Origin of the sequence: Novosphingobium hassiacum (assembly GCF_014196055.1) — a bacterium.
In the GTDB taxonomy this organism is placed as follows: Bacteria; Pseudomonadota; Alphaproteobacteria; order Sphingomonadales; family Sphingomonadaceae; genus Novosphingobium; species Novosphingobium hassiacum.
The window spans coordinates 62,250-79,944 of record NZ_JACICY010000009.1; the positions used below are offsets into that span (position 1 = coordinate 62,250).

Genomic DNA, 17,695 nt, shown 5'->3' on the forward strand with positions numbered 1-17,695 from the left:
ATGACTTGTGGCGCGCAACTTGGATACAAATTGGTAACCTTCGAATTGGTCGACAATTGCGCGCTTGGTTGGCAAATTGTATCCCCACGGCAACCGTCATGTGAGCTATGCACGGCTATCTCCATGAAAGTGCAATGAGCTCGACAATAGGAGTGAAGAGCCGTGAAAAGGTACCCTATGATTTTTGCGTGCGCCGCTGCGGTGCTCGTCCTTCCTCAGGTCAGCCAGGCCAAGCCAGTCGGCGTCACCATGGCGCAGGCTCGTGCAATTGCGCTTCACGTTGCGCCAGGCCGGGTCGAGAAATCCGAGCGTGAACGCGAAGGCGGCGGATTTCGCTATTCGTTCGATATCCGGCAGGGCAACCGGATCCACGAGATCGGCGTCGATGTCGTCACCGGCAAGATCGTCGAGGACAAGTTCGAAGCCTTGAACGCGAGGGACTGAATAGACCGTGATGCGCATCCTGCTGGCCGAAGATGACACCGATACGCGGCAATTTGTCGAGCGAGGGCTCGGGGAATTGAGTCACGATGTCATTTCGGCAGCGAATGGAGAGGATGCGCTTCACTACGCCCTGACTGAAGATGTCGATGTCATCATTCTGGACCGGATGATGCCATTGCTTGACGGACTTTCCGTACTCAAGCGCCTCAGAGGTGGCGGCGTGACAACGCCGGTTTTGATGCTGACTGCTGTCGGGAGAATCGAAGATCGCGTCGATGGGCTTGAAGCTGGCGCGGATGATTATCTCATTAAGCCATTTGCTTTCAGTGAACTTGCGGCGCGGATCCAGGCGCTTGGCAGGCGTGCGTCGCCAGCTTCTGTTGCAACCCGGCTCTCGGCTGGGGGGCTGGAGATGGAGCTGTTGGGCCGGGAGGTCAGAAGGGAAGGGAAGGTTGTGCAACTCCAGCCTCGCGAGTTCCGTTTGCTCGAAGAGCTCATGCGCAATGCTGGAGAATTCGTTACCCGGACGATGCTGCTAGAGCGTGTCTGGGGTTTCCACTTCGACCCGCAAACCAAAATTGTTGAAACCCACATGAGCCGTCTTCGGGCCAAGCTCAACGAAGGGGGCCGCGCCGACGCGATCGAAACCGTGCGCGGCGTCGGTTATCGGATCCGCAGCACGTGAGAGCTTGGCCGCGCAGTGCTGCGAACCGCATCGCTTTGGTCGCTTTTCTAGCTTATGCGGCCGCAATGTTTGTTCTTGGGGCCGCGGTTTTCATCGCAACCCATGCTGCATTCGCGCAGCAAATGGACGTCAGCATCGAAGCGACCACCAATGCTTTGCAAGGTGAACTTCGCGACGATGGCATCAAGGGGCTAATCGAAGCCATCGCCCAATCGCGGCGTCCTGGACCGATCTCGCTAGGCACGTCCTTGTTTGCGCCCGATGGTCAGCGCATATCCGGCAGCCTTTTAACGTCCATGCCGGCACCGGGCTGGCAGTCGATCGTCTTTGCCGATCCGCAGGAAGGACCCGACCCCGCGCGCGCAAAGGTCACGCTGCTTCCGGGCGGATATCGCCTTGTGGTAGCCGCCGATCTGGAATCGCTTGAGTCGATCGACCGGACGATACTTGAAATGTTCGGTACCGCTTTTGCCGTTCTATTGTTGCTCGGGATCGTTGGGGCTTATTCACTGGCGACTTATCTTCGCGGACGACTTGCCGGAATTGAGACGACATCGGCTGCAATTGTGGCTGGAGACCTGCGTCAGCGTGCCATTGTAGGGCCGGCTGGCGATGAGTTCGATCGCGTGGCAGCGTCTTTGAATGCCATGCTCGACCGGATCGCCGGATTGGTCGCCAATCTGCGTCAAGTGACCGGTGATCTGGCGCATGACTTGCGAACGCCGCTCTCAAGGCTCCGCAACCAGCTTGAGCGGTTGCGCGCCACAAAGGTCGATGCCGGAGTCGAGGAACTGCTTGAGGGCGCAGTTGCGCAGGCCGACGACGTCCTTATCTTGTTCGATGCCATTCTCCGTATTTCGGAAGTCGAGGAAGGCAGCCTCAAGCGCGCGTTCGGCATTCTTGATTTGTCCCACCTTGTAAGCGAATTGGGTGAGACACTCGCCCCACTTGCCGAAGATTCGGGCCGGGCCCTTGTCCTAGCTGTCGAGACCCCACTTCAAGTGCAAGGTGACCGCGAATTGCTGTCACAGGCTATCATCAACCTAGTCGAAAACGCCATTCGCCATACGCCGCTCGGAACCACGATCCGGTTGCTAGCCCGGCCCGATGGCGATGGCGCAATTGTCGGAGTCGAGGATAATGGACCTGGCATCCCTGAAGCCGAACAGGAGCGAGTCCAACAGCGTTTCGTGCGCCTTGAGGCGGCCCGTTCGACTCCCGGTCACGGATTGGGCCTGAGTCTGGTGCGTGCAATAGCCGATGCCCACGGTGCCAGGCTCAAACTAGCCGACGCGGTCCCCGGTTTGTCGGCTACAATCCATTTTCCCCGAAGGATAGACTTGTGAAGACCCGTGCGGCCCTTGCGCTCCTTGCCCTGACAACGGGTTGCGCTCATTATTCGCCGCAGCCGCTGAGCGATCATCCAACACTTCTTGACGACGCCGTTCCAGCAGTTCTGGAAGCGCGTGCGAGCGCGGTCGAGCGCCCGTGGCTGCATCCCACCACGGTCGATCTTTCCGCTCCGCTGTCACCGCAGGGCGTGGCCGCGCTGGCCGTGGTCAATAATCCCGATCTTATAGCATTGCGCATGCGGGCCAACGTCGCCGATGCGCAAGCATTCGCGGCAGGGTTGCTGCCTGACCCAACATTCAACATCGGCGCAGACAAGGTATTGAGTGGTCCCGATACCTTCCTCAACATTGCCGGCGCACTGGGTCTCGATATCAATGCGCTGCGCAAGCGCGCGGTAACCCGCCAGCAGGCGAACGCGCAGGCTCTGAAAGTGCGGCTCGATCTCGCCTGGGCGGAATGGCAAACGGCGGGGCAAGCGCGGATTCAGGCTGTACGCATCGATGGTCTCGCCCGAATTGTCGATTTGAACCGCGAATCGGTCGTGGCAACGCAGTTTCAACTCGAGCACGTCACGCGGGCCTCGTTGCGGGGTGACGTCTCTGCCAGCGAGGCGGAAAGTGCGCGTCTCGCAGCGTTCGATGCGGCAGATCGCTTGCGAACCGCCGAACGGGATCTACTTACCGCGAAACAGGAATTGGCACGTCTGCTCGGCCTTCCGCCGGATACCGTGCTGGCGCTGGCGCCGATTGCAATGCCGCCAGAACCGCCGTCAGGTGAACACTTGTTTGCACTTGCCCGGGAAAGCCGAACCGATCTGGCAGCACTGCGAGCCGGCTATGGCGCGCAGGAGGCAACAGTGCACAAGGCGGTGCTTGACCAGTTTCCAACACTCAACTTGACCATCACCGGCAACCGCGATTCCGCGGGCAATGCCCTGCTGGGGCCGACGGTGGATTTCACGCTTCCCCTGTGGAATCGCAATCGCGGCGGGATTGCAGTCGAGCGCGCGACCCGCGAAGCACTCAAGTCTGAATATGACGCCCGACTGTTTCAGACTCGCGCCGAGATTTCGGCGGCGTGGTCGGGGATCGGGCTTGCGCGCAGACAATTGGCCGACGCAGAGGCCGGATTGACGGCGCTGCGCCGTCAGGCGGAAGTCAGCGGCAGGGCCGCCCGCAGAGGTGACCTGTCGCACGCAGCGGCGAAGACTGCCGCACAGCAATTGCGCGACCGCCAACAGGTCATCGCCCAGGCCAATCTTGCCATCCAGGAACAGACGATCGCCCTCGAACTGCTGAGCGGCGAGCCAATCGAGGGGTGGAAATGACCCGGACTGCAATTTTTTTGCCGATTATACTTGCGCTTGCTGCCTGCTCGGGCGGCAATGCCGATGAGTCCAGTACCGCCACGCCAACCGCGCTTGTCGCGCTTGGCAAGGCATCGACGGGCGACATTGCCCAGTCGATCACACTGTACGGCGAAATCGAGCGGGGTGGTGACAGTCAGATCGTGCTATCAGCACCGGTCGAGGCCACCGTGGTGTCTGTGGATGCGCCGGCCGGTTCGGCGGTCGCAGCCGGCGCTGTGATCGCCCATCTGCGTGCCAGTCCGGCAAGCCAGGCGCAGTTCCGTGCGGCCTTCGCCGATGCGTCCGCCGCCCAGCAAGCATTGGCCAGGGCGCAACGCTTGCGCACCGATGGGCTTGCCAGCGACGCCGATGTCGAAGCCGCCCGGTCGCGCGCCGCAGCCGCTTCGGCGCTGGCGGCTTCGTTCAACGAGCGTAGCGCCGGTTTAACCTTGCGCGCACCGCACGCAGGCTTTGTCGACGCCACCGGAGCCAGCGCCGGCGATCTGGTGCAGCCTGGCACGGCAATTGCTACCCTTTCGCGCTCCGGTGCGGTCAAGGCGCGATTCGGCATCGATCCTGCGCGGGCTAGAGGACTGGCCGCAGGAAGTCCGATCGAAGTGCATCCCGGTGATGGATCGCCGCCCTTTGTCGTGCCGATCACCGGGATCAGTCCGGTCGCCCATGCTCAAACCCGCCTGGCCTCGATCCTGGTCCAGATATCGGCAGAACGGGCGCTCGCCGCGGGACAGCCGCTCTCCGCCCGCCTTGTTGCGCGCACCTCGAGCGCTGCCGTCACCGTTCCTTATGCCGCACTGCTGGACGATGGCGGGCAGCCGTTCGTCTTTGTGGTCAAGGATGGTGTCGCGCATCGCCGTGATGTCGAAATCGGGGCCAGCGATGGCAAGCAGGTCGCAGTCCTCAAGGGTGTTTCCGATGGAGAACTGGTTGTGACCGACGGCGCGACAGGCGTCGAAGACGGCATGAAAGTTCGCACCAAATGAAGTCTGCCCTTTCCCGGCACGCCCGCAGCCTGTGGCTGGCAATGCTGCTTTTGACCCTAGGCGGCGTCGTTGGTGCGTGGCGGCTGCCGGTCAGCCTGTTTCCGCACATTGACTATCCCCGCGTGGTTGTGGCCATCGACGCTGGCGAACGGGATCCTGCGCAGATGGAAGCGGAGATCACACGGCCGATCGAGATCGCCCTGCGTTCGGTTCCGGGGGTCACGCATTTGCGCTCAACCACCAGTCGTGGTTCGGCCGAAGTCGCCCTGAACTTCGCTTGGGGTCATGACATGACAGCCGCGACCCTGGCCACACAGGGCGCGCTGGCAACTGTTGCGGCTTCGCTGCCACAGGGCACATCATTTGATGTACGGCGCTCCGACCCGACGCTTTTTCCTGTGGTTGGCATCGCGCTGACCTCGGCTACGCTGGATCAGGAGGCCTTGCGGCAGCTTGCCGAGTTGAAGATTCGACCCGCCCTCACGGCAGTGCCTGGTGTCGCCGGGGTCGATGTGCTGGGCGGCTCACCGCGTGAATTCTCGGTCGATATCGAACCAGGAAAGCTGGCCGCATTGGGCCTTTCGCCGGACGATGTTGTCAAGGCGCTGGGCCAGGCCAATATTGTGCGCGGTGCCGGACGCATCGAGGACCGCCATCGCTTGTACCTGCTGCTTGTCGAAAATCGCCTTGCGACTGCAGCAGAGATTTCCGCGACGCCGGTAAAGGCCGGCACGGCAGCTAGCGCTGGCATTGTAACCGTCGGCGATGTCGCCACGGTCCGACCTGCGTCTCAGCCCAACTACACATTGGTCACGAGCAACGGTCGCCAGGCAGTGCTCGTCAATGTCCGGCAGGCGCTCGGCGGTGACACCGTGCAGGTGGTGCGTGATGCCGATGCGCGGCTCAAGGGGCTGGGATTGCCGCCCAGTGTCACGGTCACGCCGTTCTACGATCAGTCCGAACTTGTTGTAGGCGCAGCAAATGCTGTGCGCGACGCAATCCTGCTTGGCGCTGTATTAGCTGGGCTGGTCCTGTTCCTGTTCCTGCGCTCGGTACGATTGATGGCCATCACTGCGGGGGTTCTGCCGGCGGTTCTTGCCGGAACCTGCCTGATCCTCTTCGCGATGGGCATGCACTTCGACATGATGACCTTGGGCGGCATGGCTGCTGCGGTCGGCCTGATCGTTGACGATGCCGTGGTCATGCTCGAACATGTTATGCGCCGGATGCAGGAAGGCACCGCCCGCGACGCTCCTTCGATCCTGGATGCGGGCGCCGAGATGGCCAAACCCCTGTTCGGCTCGACTGGTGCAACCATTGTCGTGTTTCTGCCGCTGGCCTTCATTTCCGGGGTCAGCGGCGGTTTCTTCAAGGCCTTGGCGGTGACGATGGTCGCCGCCCTGACGATCTCGCTGCTTTATGCCCGCTTTCTGATCCCGCTTATCTGCGCCCATTGGCTAAGGCCCAGTGACGCCGAAGCCGCAGAAAGCGCGGCGGGCTGGTTGGCATGGCTTGCTCGGCAATATCACAAGGCAATTGGCGCCGCGCTGGAGCGCCCTGACCGCATTGCGTTCGTAACATGTCTGGTCTTTGCGCTGGCGGGATCGCTGGCTTGGTACAAAGTGCCGTCGGGCTTCATGCCCAAAATGGACGAGGGCGGCTTCATCCTCGATTACAAAGCGCAACCTGGTGCGGCCCTGAGCGATACCGATCGCTTGCTGCGTCAGGTCGAGACAATCATCCAGCATACGCCCGAGGTCGCCAGCTATTCACGTCGCACCGGCCTGCAATTGGGCGGTGGGCTGACAGAAGCGGACGAAGGAGACTATTTTATCCGCCTCAAGGGTGGATCGCGCCGTCCAATCGAAGCCGTCATGGCCGATATTCGGCAGCAGATCGAAGCAAAGGTGCCCGGATTGCAGGTTGAAGCGCTGCAACTCATGGAGGATCTCATTGGGGACCTTACGGCTGTACCGCAACCAATCGAGATCAAGATCTTCGGTGATGATCCCGCGGTTCTTGAGCAGACCGCGAAGCGGGTTGCCGCGACGATCGGCAAGGTCAACGGGGTCGTCGAGGTCGTCGACGGGTTGCGGGTGGCGGGCGATGCCATCTCGGTGAAGGTGCGGCCAGGCATCGCGGAGCAACATGGACTCGATCCGGCTGCGGTTGCCAGCCAGATTGAAGGCCTGGTCGGTGGCAATCAGGCTACGAATCTCAGAATTGGTGAACAGCTTATCGGCGTCCGCGTGCGCGGCCCGGCAGACATAAGGTTGCGTGCGTCCCAAGTTTCTGAACTGCCGCTGACGGCGCCCGACGGACACGTGGTAAGGGTCGGCCAGATTGCCGATGTCACAATCCTTGCTGGTCAAAAGCAGCGCACGCGTGAAGATCTTGCGCCGTTCATTGACGTTACAGCGAGACTCGATGGGCGGGATCTAGGCTCAGCGATGGTCGATGTGCGCAAGACCGTTGCGGGAATGAACCTGCCATCCTCGATCCGGATCGATTATGGCGGTCTTTACGCGCAGCAACGCCAAAGCTTTTCCGATATGACGATGGTGTTCGTGGCGGCGCTGCTGCTGGCCGCGCTGTTGCTGACCTTGCTCTTCGAACGAATTGCATGGACCCTCGCGGCAATCCTGACGGTTCTGCTTAGCGTTGCAGCAGTGTTTTTCGGACTTTGGGTTACCGGCATCGAACTCGATGTTTCGGCACTGATGGGGCTCACCATGGTCGTGGGCATGGTGACCGAATTGATCGTATTCTACCTCTCCGAGCTCGATACCGAAGCATCGGTAGCTGCGGGCGCATTGAGAGATGCTGGAGACAAGCGCCTGCGCCCAATCCTGATGTCGGCGCTCATTGCCATCCTGACGCTAAGCCCGCTGGCATTGGGGATCAGCCGGGGCGCGGGTTTGCAACAACCGCTGGCGACCGCCATTATCTTTGGTCTTACAGCTGCCGTTCCGCTGGTCCTTTTGGTTCTGCCAACACTAATCCTGGTCATATCCCGATCAGGCAGGCGGGACGACGGGCTTTCACCCTCGACCGCACCACTAGAAGGTTGAACCCATGCTTAGTCCTCTGATGGTTGCCGCCGTTTTTGCAGCACAGGCGAGTGCGATTGCAGCTCCTCCTGCAGTCAATGGCGTCGCCCAGGAGGTGGAGTCGCAATCAGGCTCAGGAGTGCCGCCTTCCGATCCCGCCGCAGGTTCGGACGGGGGAGAGATTGTGGTGACCGCGCTGCATCACCCGACAGCCACTGATCCCCTGGCGCACGTAAACGAGAAGTCTTTCGAAGCGACCCAAGCGGTTGACAAGGCCTTCGTGGGACCAGTCGCGCTAGGCTATAAGCACATCGTGCCGAAGCCTGTGCGGCTTGGCATCAGAAACGTGCTCGGCAATCTCCATCAACCGGTCGTTTTTGTGAATTTTCTTCTGCAGGGGAAGCCAGGCAAGTCCGGTGAGACCGCAGCTCGCTTTGCGATAAACTCAACAGTTGGCCTTGGCGGGCTGCTCGACGTAGCCAAGCGCCGCCCATTCAATCTGCCCAATCGCCCGAACGGATTTGGCGATACGCTTGGGTATTACGGCATCAGGCCAGGCGCATATCTTTACCTTCCGCTGATCGGCCCGACCACGGTGCGCGATTTGATCGGCGGCACGCTCGATCGGTTGGTGCTGCCGACGGCGGTTGGCAAGCCTTTTGGACAGCCTGCCTATACCGCCCCTACAGGTGTCGCTTCCGCCTTGGACAGCCGAGCCGAATTTGATCAGCAACTTCGAGATATCAGGGAATCGGATGATCCATATCTTGCACGCCGCACTTTATACCTGCGTAAACGCCAAGCGGAGATTGACGGATTGCATAACCACAATAAAAATCAAACGTAGATTTTCCACAGGATCAGTGCGGTACATAACGAGTCATGCATCTAATCGCATTGGGTGGGTGCAATGTATTGAATATATTCACGCTGAATTTAAACATTTGAAATATACAAATTGCCAACATTGCGAACCAAGATGGCGCATCTGGCGAAACTTCGATACCGAGACTACATTAGATACATCACTCAACTTGGGATCGATGCGCCATGGTTCACAAAATCAAGAGTATCGCCGTGATTTCAACCGCGCTCGTGGTTTCGCTTGCCGGGTGCCACGCAAACCCGTCCAGCAATCAGACCGCTAGTCCGACCAACGCAGCAGCGAGCGGCCAAATTCCCACTCCCGCTGCAAATGATGCGGATGCACAGTCGTCAGCGTTGATGGCAGCAGCAGAGCCGTTCGAAGGCCTGACCGAGAACGCGTTTGTTGGCGATACGGTGAAGCTCGACGATTTCATCGCCAAAGCCAGAATCAGCGCCGCAGGTGCGGCAAGGTTGCTGGCACCGCCTCAGGCGAAAGTGCTTGCAAGCCAGGTCGCTGCCATTGACGCCGCGCGTGCCGGCAACAATCGCGCCGATCTCGCGATCGCGGCGGTAGAAGCCTATCGCACACTCGTCAGCAATGTCGGAACGCAATTGAAGGTTCCCAAGCAGGTCAGCCTGCTCGATTATGCGGGTTTCCGCTTTCAGGCCGATCTCAAGGCTTCTCCGGCAAGGTGGGTCGATACCGTTCGCACGATCGATTTCGCTGACGGGCAGTGGCAGCAGATATCATCCAAGGTGGGCGACGCAACGCTGCGCAAGGACATGTCCCAAGCGCTGAGTGACATGCGGACGGCGAGCGCGCGCAAAGATGCCAAATTGGCAATGTCTGCGTCGACGCGCGAACTCGACTTGGTTGATGGGCTCGAGAGCTATTTCGACAAACATTGACAGTCACCAGCATGAGATGCCGATGCCGCAAGTGATTCCTGGCGGGATCCCTGCAAAATATCAGCCGTAAGGACGATGCAAACATGGCCGATAGCCAGAACGCGCAGATGCTCAACAAGGTACCTCAGGTTACTCTATATTTCTGGATCATCAAGATTCTGGCTACGACCGTGGGTGAGACCGGCGCTGATTTCCTAAACATCCGGTTGGGTCTCGGCCTAAACGGTACATCAGTCGCCATGACTGGCCTGTTGGCTCTGGTGCTGATCATTCAGATGCGGAATGACCACTACGTACCGTGGCAATACTGGTTGGTCGTTGTGTTCCTGAGCGTTGTAGGCACTTTACTGACCGACACGCTAACCGATGAGCTTGGTGTGAGCCTCTACGCCTCGACCGTAATCTTCACGCTCGCTTTGATCACGACATTCATGATTTGGCACCGCAGTGAACATACGCTCTCGATTCACGATATCGACAGTGTGCGCCGCGAAGCGTTCTATTGGGCAGCGATCTTATTCACCTTCGCGCTGGGGACGGCCGGCGGCGATCTGGTGTCTGAAAAATTGGGGCAGGGCTATCTGACCGCCAGTGTGATTTTTGGAGGCGTTATAGCGTTGATCGCAGCAATCTATTATGCTCGATGGCTTGGTCCGGTGATTGCATTCTGGCTGGCCTATATCCTGACCCGGCCGCTTGGTGCATCGATTGGAGACTTGTTGACCCAGGCAAAGGATGCGGGCGGACTTGGTTTCGGAACAATGCCGACCAGTGGTGTCTTCCTCATCATCATCGTCTGTCTGGTGATCTATCTCAGCAAATCGAAAATCGACAGCCCTATCGGCGTTGAAGGTCGGTGATGAGCCTCTCGGTCAGCCTTCGCCGCTGGGACAATGTAAATTGACGCAACTTTGGCTTTAGCGCCGGATGTGTACCGTTCGCCTCCACGCAATTGCGTGGAGGCGAACGGACGCACAGTTGGTCGATCAATCAGGGTTCGGGCCTTCCGCGGCGTTCTCGAGAACCCGGCCGGTAACAGCATCAACACCGACTTCGAATGTCTTGCCGTGGCTCTTGATGTCGAAGGAGTAGCGCAGGCCGGTCCCGCCTGCTTCCTTCTCGAGCTCCTGATCGGTGATCACGCCGGGATGCGCCTTGAGCGCAGCGGCGCGGGCAGCGGCCAGCGTGACACGGGCTTGCGGGGCGAGCTCGGCGCCCGTGAGACCGTGTTTGGCCGGGGCTGCGGCCACGCCAGTAGCAGCCAGCATGGCGATGGCGCCAAGAACGAGAAACTTACGCATGGTCATTCTCCAAAGGCTGAAGTGCCTTGCGCTGCTTGTTAAAGGACCGGACGTTCGCCCACGTTCGCGTCAAGATTGGGAATTGCCAACTTGTGTTGCGGTGCATCCTGGCGCTGACTGAGCGCGACCAGAGAATTGCCGCATCGAAAGGCCACAGAAGTGAAGCTGCTGTTGCTCGAAGATGACGCAGATACGCGAGATCATGTAGCCAAAGTCCTGCGGGCGGCAGGTCATGTCATCGACACCTGCAGCAACGGACCGGACGCAATTTTCCTGGGAACGAGCAATAGTTATGGCGTACTCATTCTCGACCGGATGGTTCCGGGCGTGGATGGCCTGAGTGTGCTGAAGGCGCTGCGTTCGGCCGGAGTTCTCACACCGGCGATCTTCCTGACCGCGATGGACAATGTCGACGATAGGGTCGAGGGCCTGGAGACAGGCGCGGACGACTATCTGGTCAAGCCCTTCGCTGGTAGTGAATTGCTCGCTCGCGTCGCGGCGCTTGGGCGGCGACCGCCGATTCAGGATGCAGTGACCCGATTGTCAGTCGCCGATCTGGAAGTCGATCTGCTCAAGCGCACGGTCACGCGCGCCGGACGCCGGATCGATCTACAACAGCAGGAATACAAGCTGCTCGAATATCTGATCCGCCATGCCGGTGAGATCGTGACCCGCACCATGCTGCTGGAAAATGTCTGGTCGTTCCATTTCGATCCGGGCACCAATCTGATCGAGAGCCACATGAGCCGGCTCCGGGCGAAAGTGGATCGCGGATTCGATCGTGACTTGATTCATACCGTGCGCAACGCAGGATACCGCCTCGATGCGGAAACTTAGCCTGCTGCGCAGCGGCGCATTCCGCTTTGCCATCCTGATCGCCGCGATCTTCGCGATCGGAACCGGCGTTCTGCTCGTAGAGGTTGAACGATCGGTGGGCCGCTATGCCACCGAGGTAGCCAGCGATAGCGTCGCAGCCGAGCTCGCCGTGCTGCAGGGCGAGGACCGGACTGCGGGGCGGGGGGATCTGATCCGATCCATTACACTGCGCGAGCAGGCGGTGCGCGAACACCAGATCCGCTACTTGTTGGTCGATAACCAAGCCCATCGCCTCGCCGGCAGCATTCCCGCTGCCGCAGCGCGCGTCGGCAGCTACGATCTGGTCCTGCCCGCGATTGACCATGGCGACGAAGGTGACGGCGCGGCGGTCTCGTTGATGACCGTGGGGGTGCGCCTGAATGACGGAGCAATCCTGGTCGTCGGCAGTGACACATCTGACCTCAAGGATTTGCGGCGGGCCCTCGGCCTGTCGACGATCGAATTCGGGATCGGGATCAGTCTGCTGGCGTTGATCGGCGGCCTGGTGGTTGGAACGATTTTCTTGCGCCGCCTCGACCGTGTCAATCGCGCAGTCGAGCGGATCATGCAGGGAAGCCTGTCTGAAAGACTGCCAGCGATCGGAATGAGCCCCGAGTTCGACGGCCTGTCCACGAACCTCAACCTCATGCTTGACCGGATCGAAAGTCTCATGGCGGGACTGCGACAAGTCTCAACCGACATTGCCCATGATTTGCGGACGCCGTTGACCCGATTGCGGCAGCGGCTCGAGGATATGAAGGCGGGTCTTTCCGGGGCGGAACCCGTTACCGAGGAGCAGGTCGAGGCGGCCATTGCCGAGACGGATTCGATTCTCGCGATCTTCCGCGCACTTTTGCGCATAAGTTCGCTTGAGGCAGGGGCCGGAAAGCAACGTTTTGGCGAGGTCGATCTGAGCGAAATCCTCAATCGGGTGTTCCGCGCCTATCTTCCGGTGGCCGAGGACACACATCATACCCTGTCAGCGGATATTGCGTCTGACGTGACGGTGCAGGGCGACGCAGAATTGCTAACCCAGGCGATTACCAACCTGACCGAGAATGCGCTGGTCCACACTCCGCCAGGTAGCCACATATGCTTGTCAGTGAGCCGCGCGATGAGCGGTGTTGTGGTTGCCGTGGCCGATAACGGCCCCGGCATTCCAGCCACAGAACGCGATAAGGTCTTGCAGCGGTTTTACCGTCTCGATGAGAGCCGTCACACGCAGGGTGCCGGTCTGGGACTTGCCCTCGTATCCGCCATCGCCTCGCTTCATGGCGGACAGCTGTTGCTGTCTGATAATTGCCCAGGGCTGCGCGTCGAAATGACTTTTGGAGGCTGATCCGCAATCAGAGTGTTTCAGCCCTGCCATCGTAAAATGACCAACCGGCAAGGAGATTGCTGGCGACCCGCTTCGGCCGATCCTCGAATTGGGTTATCATGGGTTGATCTGGGAGGTTGACGAATGGGCCCCATTGCGGCCCTGTTCACAGGGCCATGGTCGCTTGGCAGCCAGTTCTTTTGGCGCGACCAGCGGGTGTTCAGCTGCCGTAAGTGTCAGTTCAAATAATGCTTGCCCGCCGGTCTGACCGCCCTGATCCACAAGTAATTTCATACAGCATATATAGTGAGTTAAAGGTGGCTGGATATGGCAGCACGAAGCGAGATGACATGGCTTGGCAGTGGTGATGCAGGCCTGAGCTTCATCCTTGCAATCCAGATCGGAATTATTTTCATTGTCGCTCCGCTGGCAGCTACCCAGTCGACGTCTGTGCAGCTTACCGAAATGCTGCGGCTTGGGCTTGCCGCGACAACCATATTCATCGTTGCGCGCAATCTAGTGGTGCGGATAGCGATTGCGATATCTTATCTAGCTACGCTTCTGGTCTCGCTCCACTGGCAGCTGGGAGAAACAGCTGCAGCCTTTGTCCTTAGTAAGATCATCGCCACCCTGGTGTTTGATTCGATTGTCGCGGTCGTCGTTGCCTATGCTGCTTTTGCGCCCGGCAAGGTCACGATCCATCGCATTCTTGGTGCCGTGATCTTTTACCTCTATGTTGCACTGATTTTCGCAAGCCTTTATCGGCTGATGGCGGTCACCATCCATCCCTCGTTCAAGGGCCTGCCCGGCGGCCAACGCGAGCAATTCAGCGAGTTGCTCTACTTCAGCCTCAGTGCTCTCACCACCGGTGCGAGCGACATCGTGGCACAACATCCCTTTGTTCGAAGTCTTGCCGCCCTTGAGTCCGTGATTGGGCAGTTATACCCGGCGACATTGCTGGCGCGGTTGGTAACGCTTCATGCATCTGACAGCCAGGCTTAAAACGGCAACATGACCGAGGGGTAGTTGCGGTCACTTGCGCAACGGACTTTGCCCTGTCGCGTGCGGCACGCGCCATCGGATCATCACGACCTTCAAAGCGTCGTTCACGATCAGGCAGGAGATGAAGGCGTAAACAAAAATTGCCAGGGTCTGCCACCAGGGCTCGCTGGCAAGCCCCTTGATCCCCACCGTTGTCAGAGCCGTGCCGATCAGGGCATCCGCTGACAGGGCGAGCATGAACGTCCGGCTGGGTAGCGATACCCAGAACCAGCTGCGCTCTCTGGCGGATATGACCGAGAACACCGCGAAATACAGCAGCATGAGAAAGCTGAACGTGTGCAGCGCGGCGTCGTTGGTGGCCAGGCCAAACTTGGTCCAGCCGATCCACAAGAGCAGGAGCGCCTCGGCCACCATGGCGATGCCGAGAATGACCGACACCTGGATAAAGCCGCCGATGTTCCACGTCTCGGGGCTCTGGGACGGCCGGACATTGTCCGTGGACAGCGATACCTTGGCAAAGTCGGTCAGGAATACGAGCAGAAGCATTGCAAAGGCCGAGACGACGAATTTACCCGTCACGATAAAGGCGATGGCGACAAAGGCCGACTTCAGGATTGTGCGGCTGATCTTGTTGATGACCCAGGTCAGGATGCGCTGGTAGATCGTGCGTCCTTGCTCGACCAGTGCCACGATGTTGGTCAGCCCGGGATCGGTCAGGACAACGCTGGCCGCCCCCTTGGCGACGTCGGTGGCGGTGCTGACCGCGATACCAACTTCCGCCTGGCGCAAGGCAGGGGAATCGTTGACCCCGTCGCCGGTCATGCCGACGACGTGGCCTGCCGCCTGCAATTGGCTAACCACGGTGTATTTGTCTTCAGGATAGACCTCGGCAAAGCCGTCGGCGCCAGCAAAAAGATCGGCATCCTTTTCCCCCGCCTGAAGCTTTGCTGCCTTGAGATCGGCGACACGCTGGATGTTGGCCAGGCCGACCCCCTGGCCGATCTCGCGGGCCACCGCGAGGGCATCGCCGGTGAGCATCTTGACCTGAACGCCCATCGCGCGGAGCGTGGCGATGAGTTGGCGGGCATCCGGTCGTGGCGGATCATAGAGGGAAACCAGCCCCACCAGGGCGGGCGTGTCCCTTTCACCGCCGCGCGCGACCGCAAGCGTGCGATAGCCTTTCGCCGCCGCATCGCTCATATGCTTCTCGAGCGCCTCGATCGCTGGCGGCTGGAGACCGCAAGCTTCGGCAATGGTGCGCACGGCCCCCTTCATCACCCGCAGACGTTGTCCATTTTCCTCAATGAGCGCTTCAGTCAGGCGGGTTTTCGCGTCGAAGGGGATGAATGAAATGGTTTTGGTGGCAGGCGTGCCATCGAACGCCTTCCTGTCCTTTGCCGCTGCCAGAAAGGCGAGATCGATCGGGTCCTGATTGGCTGCCTGTGAAGCGAGTGCGCCGACCCGCAGGACTTCGGCTTCCGTAGCTTTATCCAGCGGGGAGACACCGGTGACGGTTAACTGGTTCATCGTGATCGTGCCGGTCTTGTCGACACAGAGAACATCCATGGTCGCTGCGTCCTCAGTGGCGCTAAGCCGGGTAACGAGCACGCCGCGCCGCGCCAGTTCCTTCGATCCAAACGCCATGCTGACAGTGAACATGACCGGCAGCGCAACCGGCACGGCGCCCATCAGCAGGACCAGCAGGAGCGGGACCATCTCGACGAGCGACACGCCGCGGATCAGCGACAGCACGAGGACGATGCCCAGCAGAACCCCGACGATCGCAAAGAGCCAGCGCACGATCCCGGCGACGACGGCTTCGATGTGAAGCTTGGGGCGCGCTTCTTGAACCAATTCGGTGGTGCGGCCGAAAAAGGTATTTGCACCGGTCAGGATGACAACGGCATCACCTTCGCCGTGGCGGACGATCGAGCCCGATGAAAGGACGTCGCCTATAGCTTTGTGGGCTTCCTTTGATTCTCCCGTGAGGGCTGACTGATCAAGGCTCATGTCGCCCGCCAGCAGCTTCACATCGGCAGGGATGATGTCGCCGGGGCGGATGCGGACGATGTCACCCGGCAGGAGTTCACGGGCGGGAACGACCTGCCAACTGGAATCGCGAAGGGTCCGTGCGCTGACCTGCAGGCGCTTGCGCAGCGTCTCGACGACACCGGCCGCGCGTTGTTCCTGGAAGAAGCCGAGGACGGCGTTGACCACCAGCAGGGTGCCGACAACCGCCAGATCGGAATAGTTTCCGAGCACGGCCGACAGGATCATGATGAGTTCGAGCATCCATGCCGAGACTCCCCAGAACTTCTTCAGGAAATCCCGGACGGGATGGTGCTTGGCTTGCGTGACTTCGTTGTAGCCGTGCTCACCCCGCCGCCGTTCGATCTCGGCCCCTGTCAGCCCGACGACAGTGTTCACATGGAGCGCAGCAAGCGCTTGGGAAACCGTCATGTCCGCTATCAATGGAGCGCTGCCGATCGCCGGCTTTGCAACTTGAAGCTTCGTATCGGACTCATTTGGGAGGGGGCCCATAATGAACATCCTTTCAATCGTTTCCCCGGCGAACCAGGTCAGCGCAACTTGCGCAGTTCAGTGCCGGCATGAGGATGAGTGCAAGCGCGGCGAGCGAATCCCGGCCAAAAGGGTCGGTGCTGGCACCGGTCGATCGCGCGGAAGTCCTGCAAGCAAGTCTGCTAATAGCATGACCAGGCCTGCAGCGAGATTATTTTGCCGAAGGCTGATGATCAGCTCGCACCCGGCATTTTCGCTCCGCGTGCTATATGATCGAAAAAGGAATGACGATGCTGCCAATGCAACCCTGTCGCAATCAGATACCCCCAGGATTGCCGTTGCGATTGCTTGCTGGACTGGCTGCTGTCGCCGGCCTTTTTTTCCTGTTTTTGAAGATCTGGTCTGAAGTGGCTGAGGGAGACGCCCGTGCACTTGACGCGTCCATTCTACTATCGTTGCGGGTAGTGGGGCGTCCCGATGTTCCAATCGGCCCGACCTGGCTCAAGCAAAGCATGATTGAAATATCGAGCCTCGGCGGGACGACCGTGCTGGTTCTTTTGATTTTTTCAGCCTGTGCCTATCTCGTCATCAAGGGCGCCAGAACTCGCGCGCTTGTGCTAGCGACCGCAACTCTTACCGGCGCGGGCGCAATATTCCTTCTCAAGAATGTCTTCGGACGGCCTCGACCAGAGCTCATCGATCATCTTGTCGCTGCCCAATCGATGAGCTTTCCGTCCGGCCACGCTGCAAATTCCGCGCTGGTCTATCTCACCATCGCCGCTCTCGCTGGAGATGTGGAGCAAGACCATTCGGTGCGAATCTACATAATGGCTGTTGCCATGTCGCTGACGGTCCTGATCGGACTGTCGCGGCTCTATCTCGGTGTCCACTGGCCTAGCGACGTGGCGGCTGGTTGGGCATTCGGTGCGGGCTGGGCCTTGGCGTGGAGATTGGCAGCCACCCGTTTTCTGTTGGGTTTGCAATCGTGAATATTGAGGCTTTGGGCATCCAAGTTGTGCGAGACACTATGCTGTTTTGCGGA

General features: G+C 59.8%; 15 protein-coding genes. 13 read left to right on the plus strand and 2 right to left on the minus strand.

Features of this window, described 5'->3' with window-relative positions; translation table 11 throughout:
* Positions 1–177: 177 nt before the first annotated feature.
* The 9 genes from GGQ88_RS16500 to GGQ88_RS16540 all read left to right on the plus strand — a co-directional run bounded on the left by GGQ88_RS16500 (position 178) and on the right by GGQ88_RS16540 (position 10,517).
* A complete protein-coding gene (locus tag GGQ88_RS16500; protein ID WP_183614596.1) occupies positions 178–444 on the plus strand; it encodes a PepSY domain-containing protein in 267 nt (88 codons plus the stop codon).
* A 10-nt stretch (positions 445–454) separates the two neighbouring features.
* The gene (locus GGQ88_RS16505) at positions 455–1,129 is read left to right on the plus strand and encodes a response regulator transcription factor (protein WP_183614546.1); all 675 of its coding nucleotides are present in this window, start codon (positions 455–457) and stop codon (positions 1,127–1,129) included.
* Between the two features lie 122 nt (positions 1,130–1,251).
* Positions 1,252–2,475 carry a sensor histidine kinase gene (locus tag GGQ88_RS16510; RefSeq protein WP_246386153.1) on the plus strand — a complete coding sequence of 408 codons (1,224 nt, stop codon included), beginning with the start codon at positions 1,252–1,254 and terminating at the stop codon, positions 2,473–2,475.
* The gene (locus GGQ88_RS16515; protein ID WP_183614548.1) at positions 2,472–3,809 is read left to right on the plus strand and encodes a TolC family protein; all 1,338 of its coding nucleotides are present in this window, start codon (positions 2,472–2,474) and stop codon (positions 3,807–3,809) included. Before GGQ88_RS16510 ends, GGQ88_RS16515 begins: the two co-directional genes overlap by 4 nt.
* On the plus strand, positions 3,806–4,831 hold the full coding sequence (locus GGQ88_RS16520; RefSeq protein ID WP_183614549.1) for an efflux RND transporter periplasmic adaptor subunit: 1,026 nt from the start codon (positions 3,806–3,808) through the stop codon (positions 4,829–4,831). The genes GGQ88_RS16515 and GGQ88_RS16520 overlap by 4 nt, the downstream gene beginning before the upstream one ends.
* 41 nt (positions 4,832–4,872) lie before the next feature.
* The gene (locus tag GGQ88_RS16525; protein WP_246386156.1) at positions 4,873–7,902 is read left to right on the plus strand and encodes an efflux RND transporter permease subunit; all 3,030 of its coding nucleotides are present in this window, start codon (positions 4,873–4,875) and stop codon (positions 7,900–7,902) included.
* A 4-nt stretch (positions 7,903–7,906) separates the two neighbouring features.
* Positions 7,907–8,728: an MlaA family lipoprotein gene (locus GGQ88_RS16530; protein WP_183614551.1), complete on the plus strand. Its 822-nt coding sequence runs from the start codon at positions 7,907–7,909 to the stop codon at positions 8,726–8,728.
* Between the two features lie 203 nt (positions 8,729–8,931).
* Complete coding sequence (locus GGQ88_RS16535) at positions 8,932–9,657, plus strand: hypothetical protein (protein ID WP_183614552.1); 726 nt, start codon at positions 8,932–8,934, stop codon at positions 9,655–9,657.
* A gap of 83 nt (positions 9,658–9,740) precedes the next feature.
* Positions 9,741–10,517, plus strand: a complete 777-nt coding sequence (locus tag GGQ88_RS16540; protein WP_183614553.1) for a COG4705 family protein — start codon at positions 9,741–9,743, stop codon at positions 10,515–10,517.
* Between the two features lie 126 nt (positions 10,518–10,643).
* Here GGQ88_RS16540 and GGQ88_RS16545 read toward each other — a convergent pair whose 3' ends face one another.
* Positions 10,644–10,958: a PepSY domain-containing protein gene (locus GGQ88_RS16545; protein WP_183614554.1), complete on the minus strand. Its 315-nt coding sequence runs from the start codon at positions 10,956–10,958 to the stop codon at positions 10,644–10,646.
* 159 nt (positions 10,959–11,117) lie between these two features.
* On the opposite strand from GGQ88_RS16545, the gene GGQ88_RS16550 reads away from it, so the two are divergent.
* The 3 genes from GGQ88_RS16550 to GGQ88_RS16560 all read left to right on the plus strand — a co-directional run bounded on the left by GGQ88_RS16550 (position 11,118) and on the right by GGQ88_RS16560 (position 14,133).
* Positions 11,118–11,795 carry a winged helix-turn-helix domain-containing protein gene (locus tag GGQ88_RS16550; protein WP_183614555.1) on the plus strand — a complete coding sequence of 226 codons (678 nt, stop codon included), beginning with the start codon at positions 11,118–11,120 and terminating at the stop codon, positions 11,793–11,795.
* Positions 11,782–13,152 (plus strand): HAMP domain-containing sensor histidine kinase, encoded by a 1,371-nt coding sequence (locus GGQ88_RS16555; protein WP_183614556.1) that lies wholly within the window; start codon positions 11,782–11,784, stop codon positions 13,150–13,152. Before GGQ88_RS16550 ends, GGQ88_RS16555 begins: the two co-directional genes overlap by 14 nt.
* A 306-nt stretch (positions 13,153–13,458) precedes the next feature.
* Positions 13,459–14,133: a hypothetical protein gene (locus GGQ88_RS16560; RefSeq protein ID WP_183614557.1), complete on the plus strand. Its 675-nt coding sequence runs from the start codon at positions 13,459–13,461 to the stop codon at positions 14,131–14,133.
* Between the two features lie 30 nt (positions 14,134–14,163).
* On the opposite strand, the gene GGQ88_RS16565 is transcribed toward GGQ88_RS16560, so the two are convergent.
* Positions 14,164–16,593 (minus strand): plasma-membrane proton-efflux P-type ATPase, encoded by a 2,430-nt coding sequence (locus tag GGQ88_RS16565; protein WP_221214728.1) that lies wholly within the window; start codon positions 16,591–16,593, stop codon positions 14,164–14,166.
* Between the two features lie 329 nt (positions 16,594–16,922).
* Between GGQ88_RS16565 and GGQ88_RS16570 the strand changes: the two genes are divergently transcribed.
* On the plus strand, positions 16,923–17,642 hold the full coding sequence (locus GGQ88_RS16570) for a phosphatase PAP2 family protein (protein WP_183614559.1): 720 nt from the start codon (positions 16,923–16,925) through the stop codon (positions 17,640–17,642).
* The last annotated feature ends 53 nt before the right edge of the window (positions 17,643–17,695 follow it).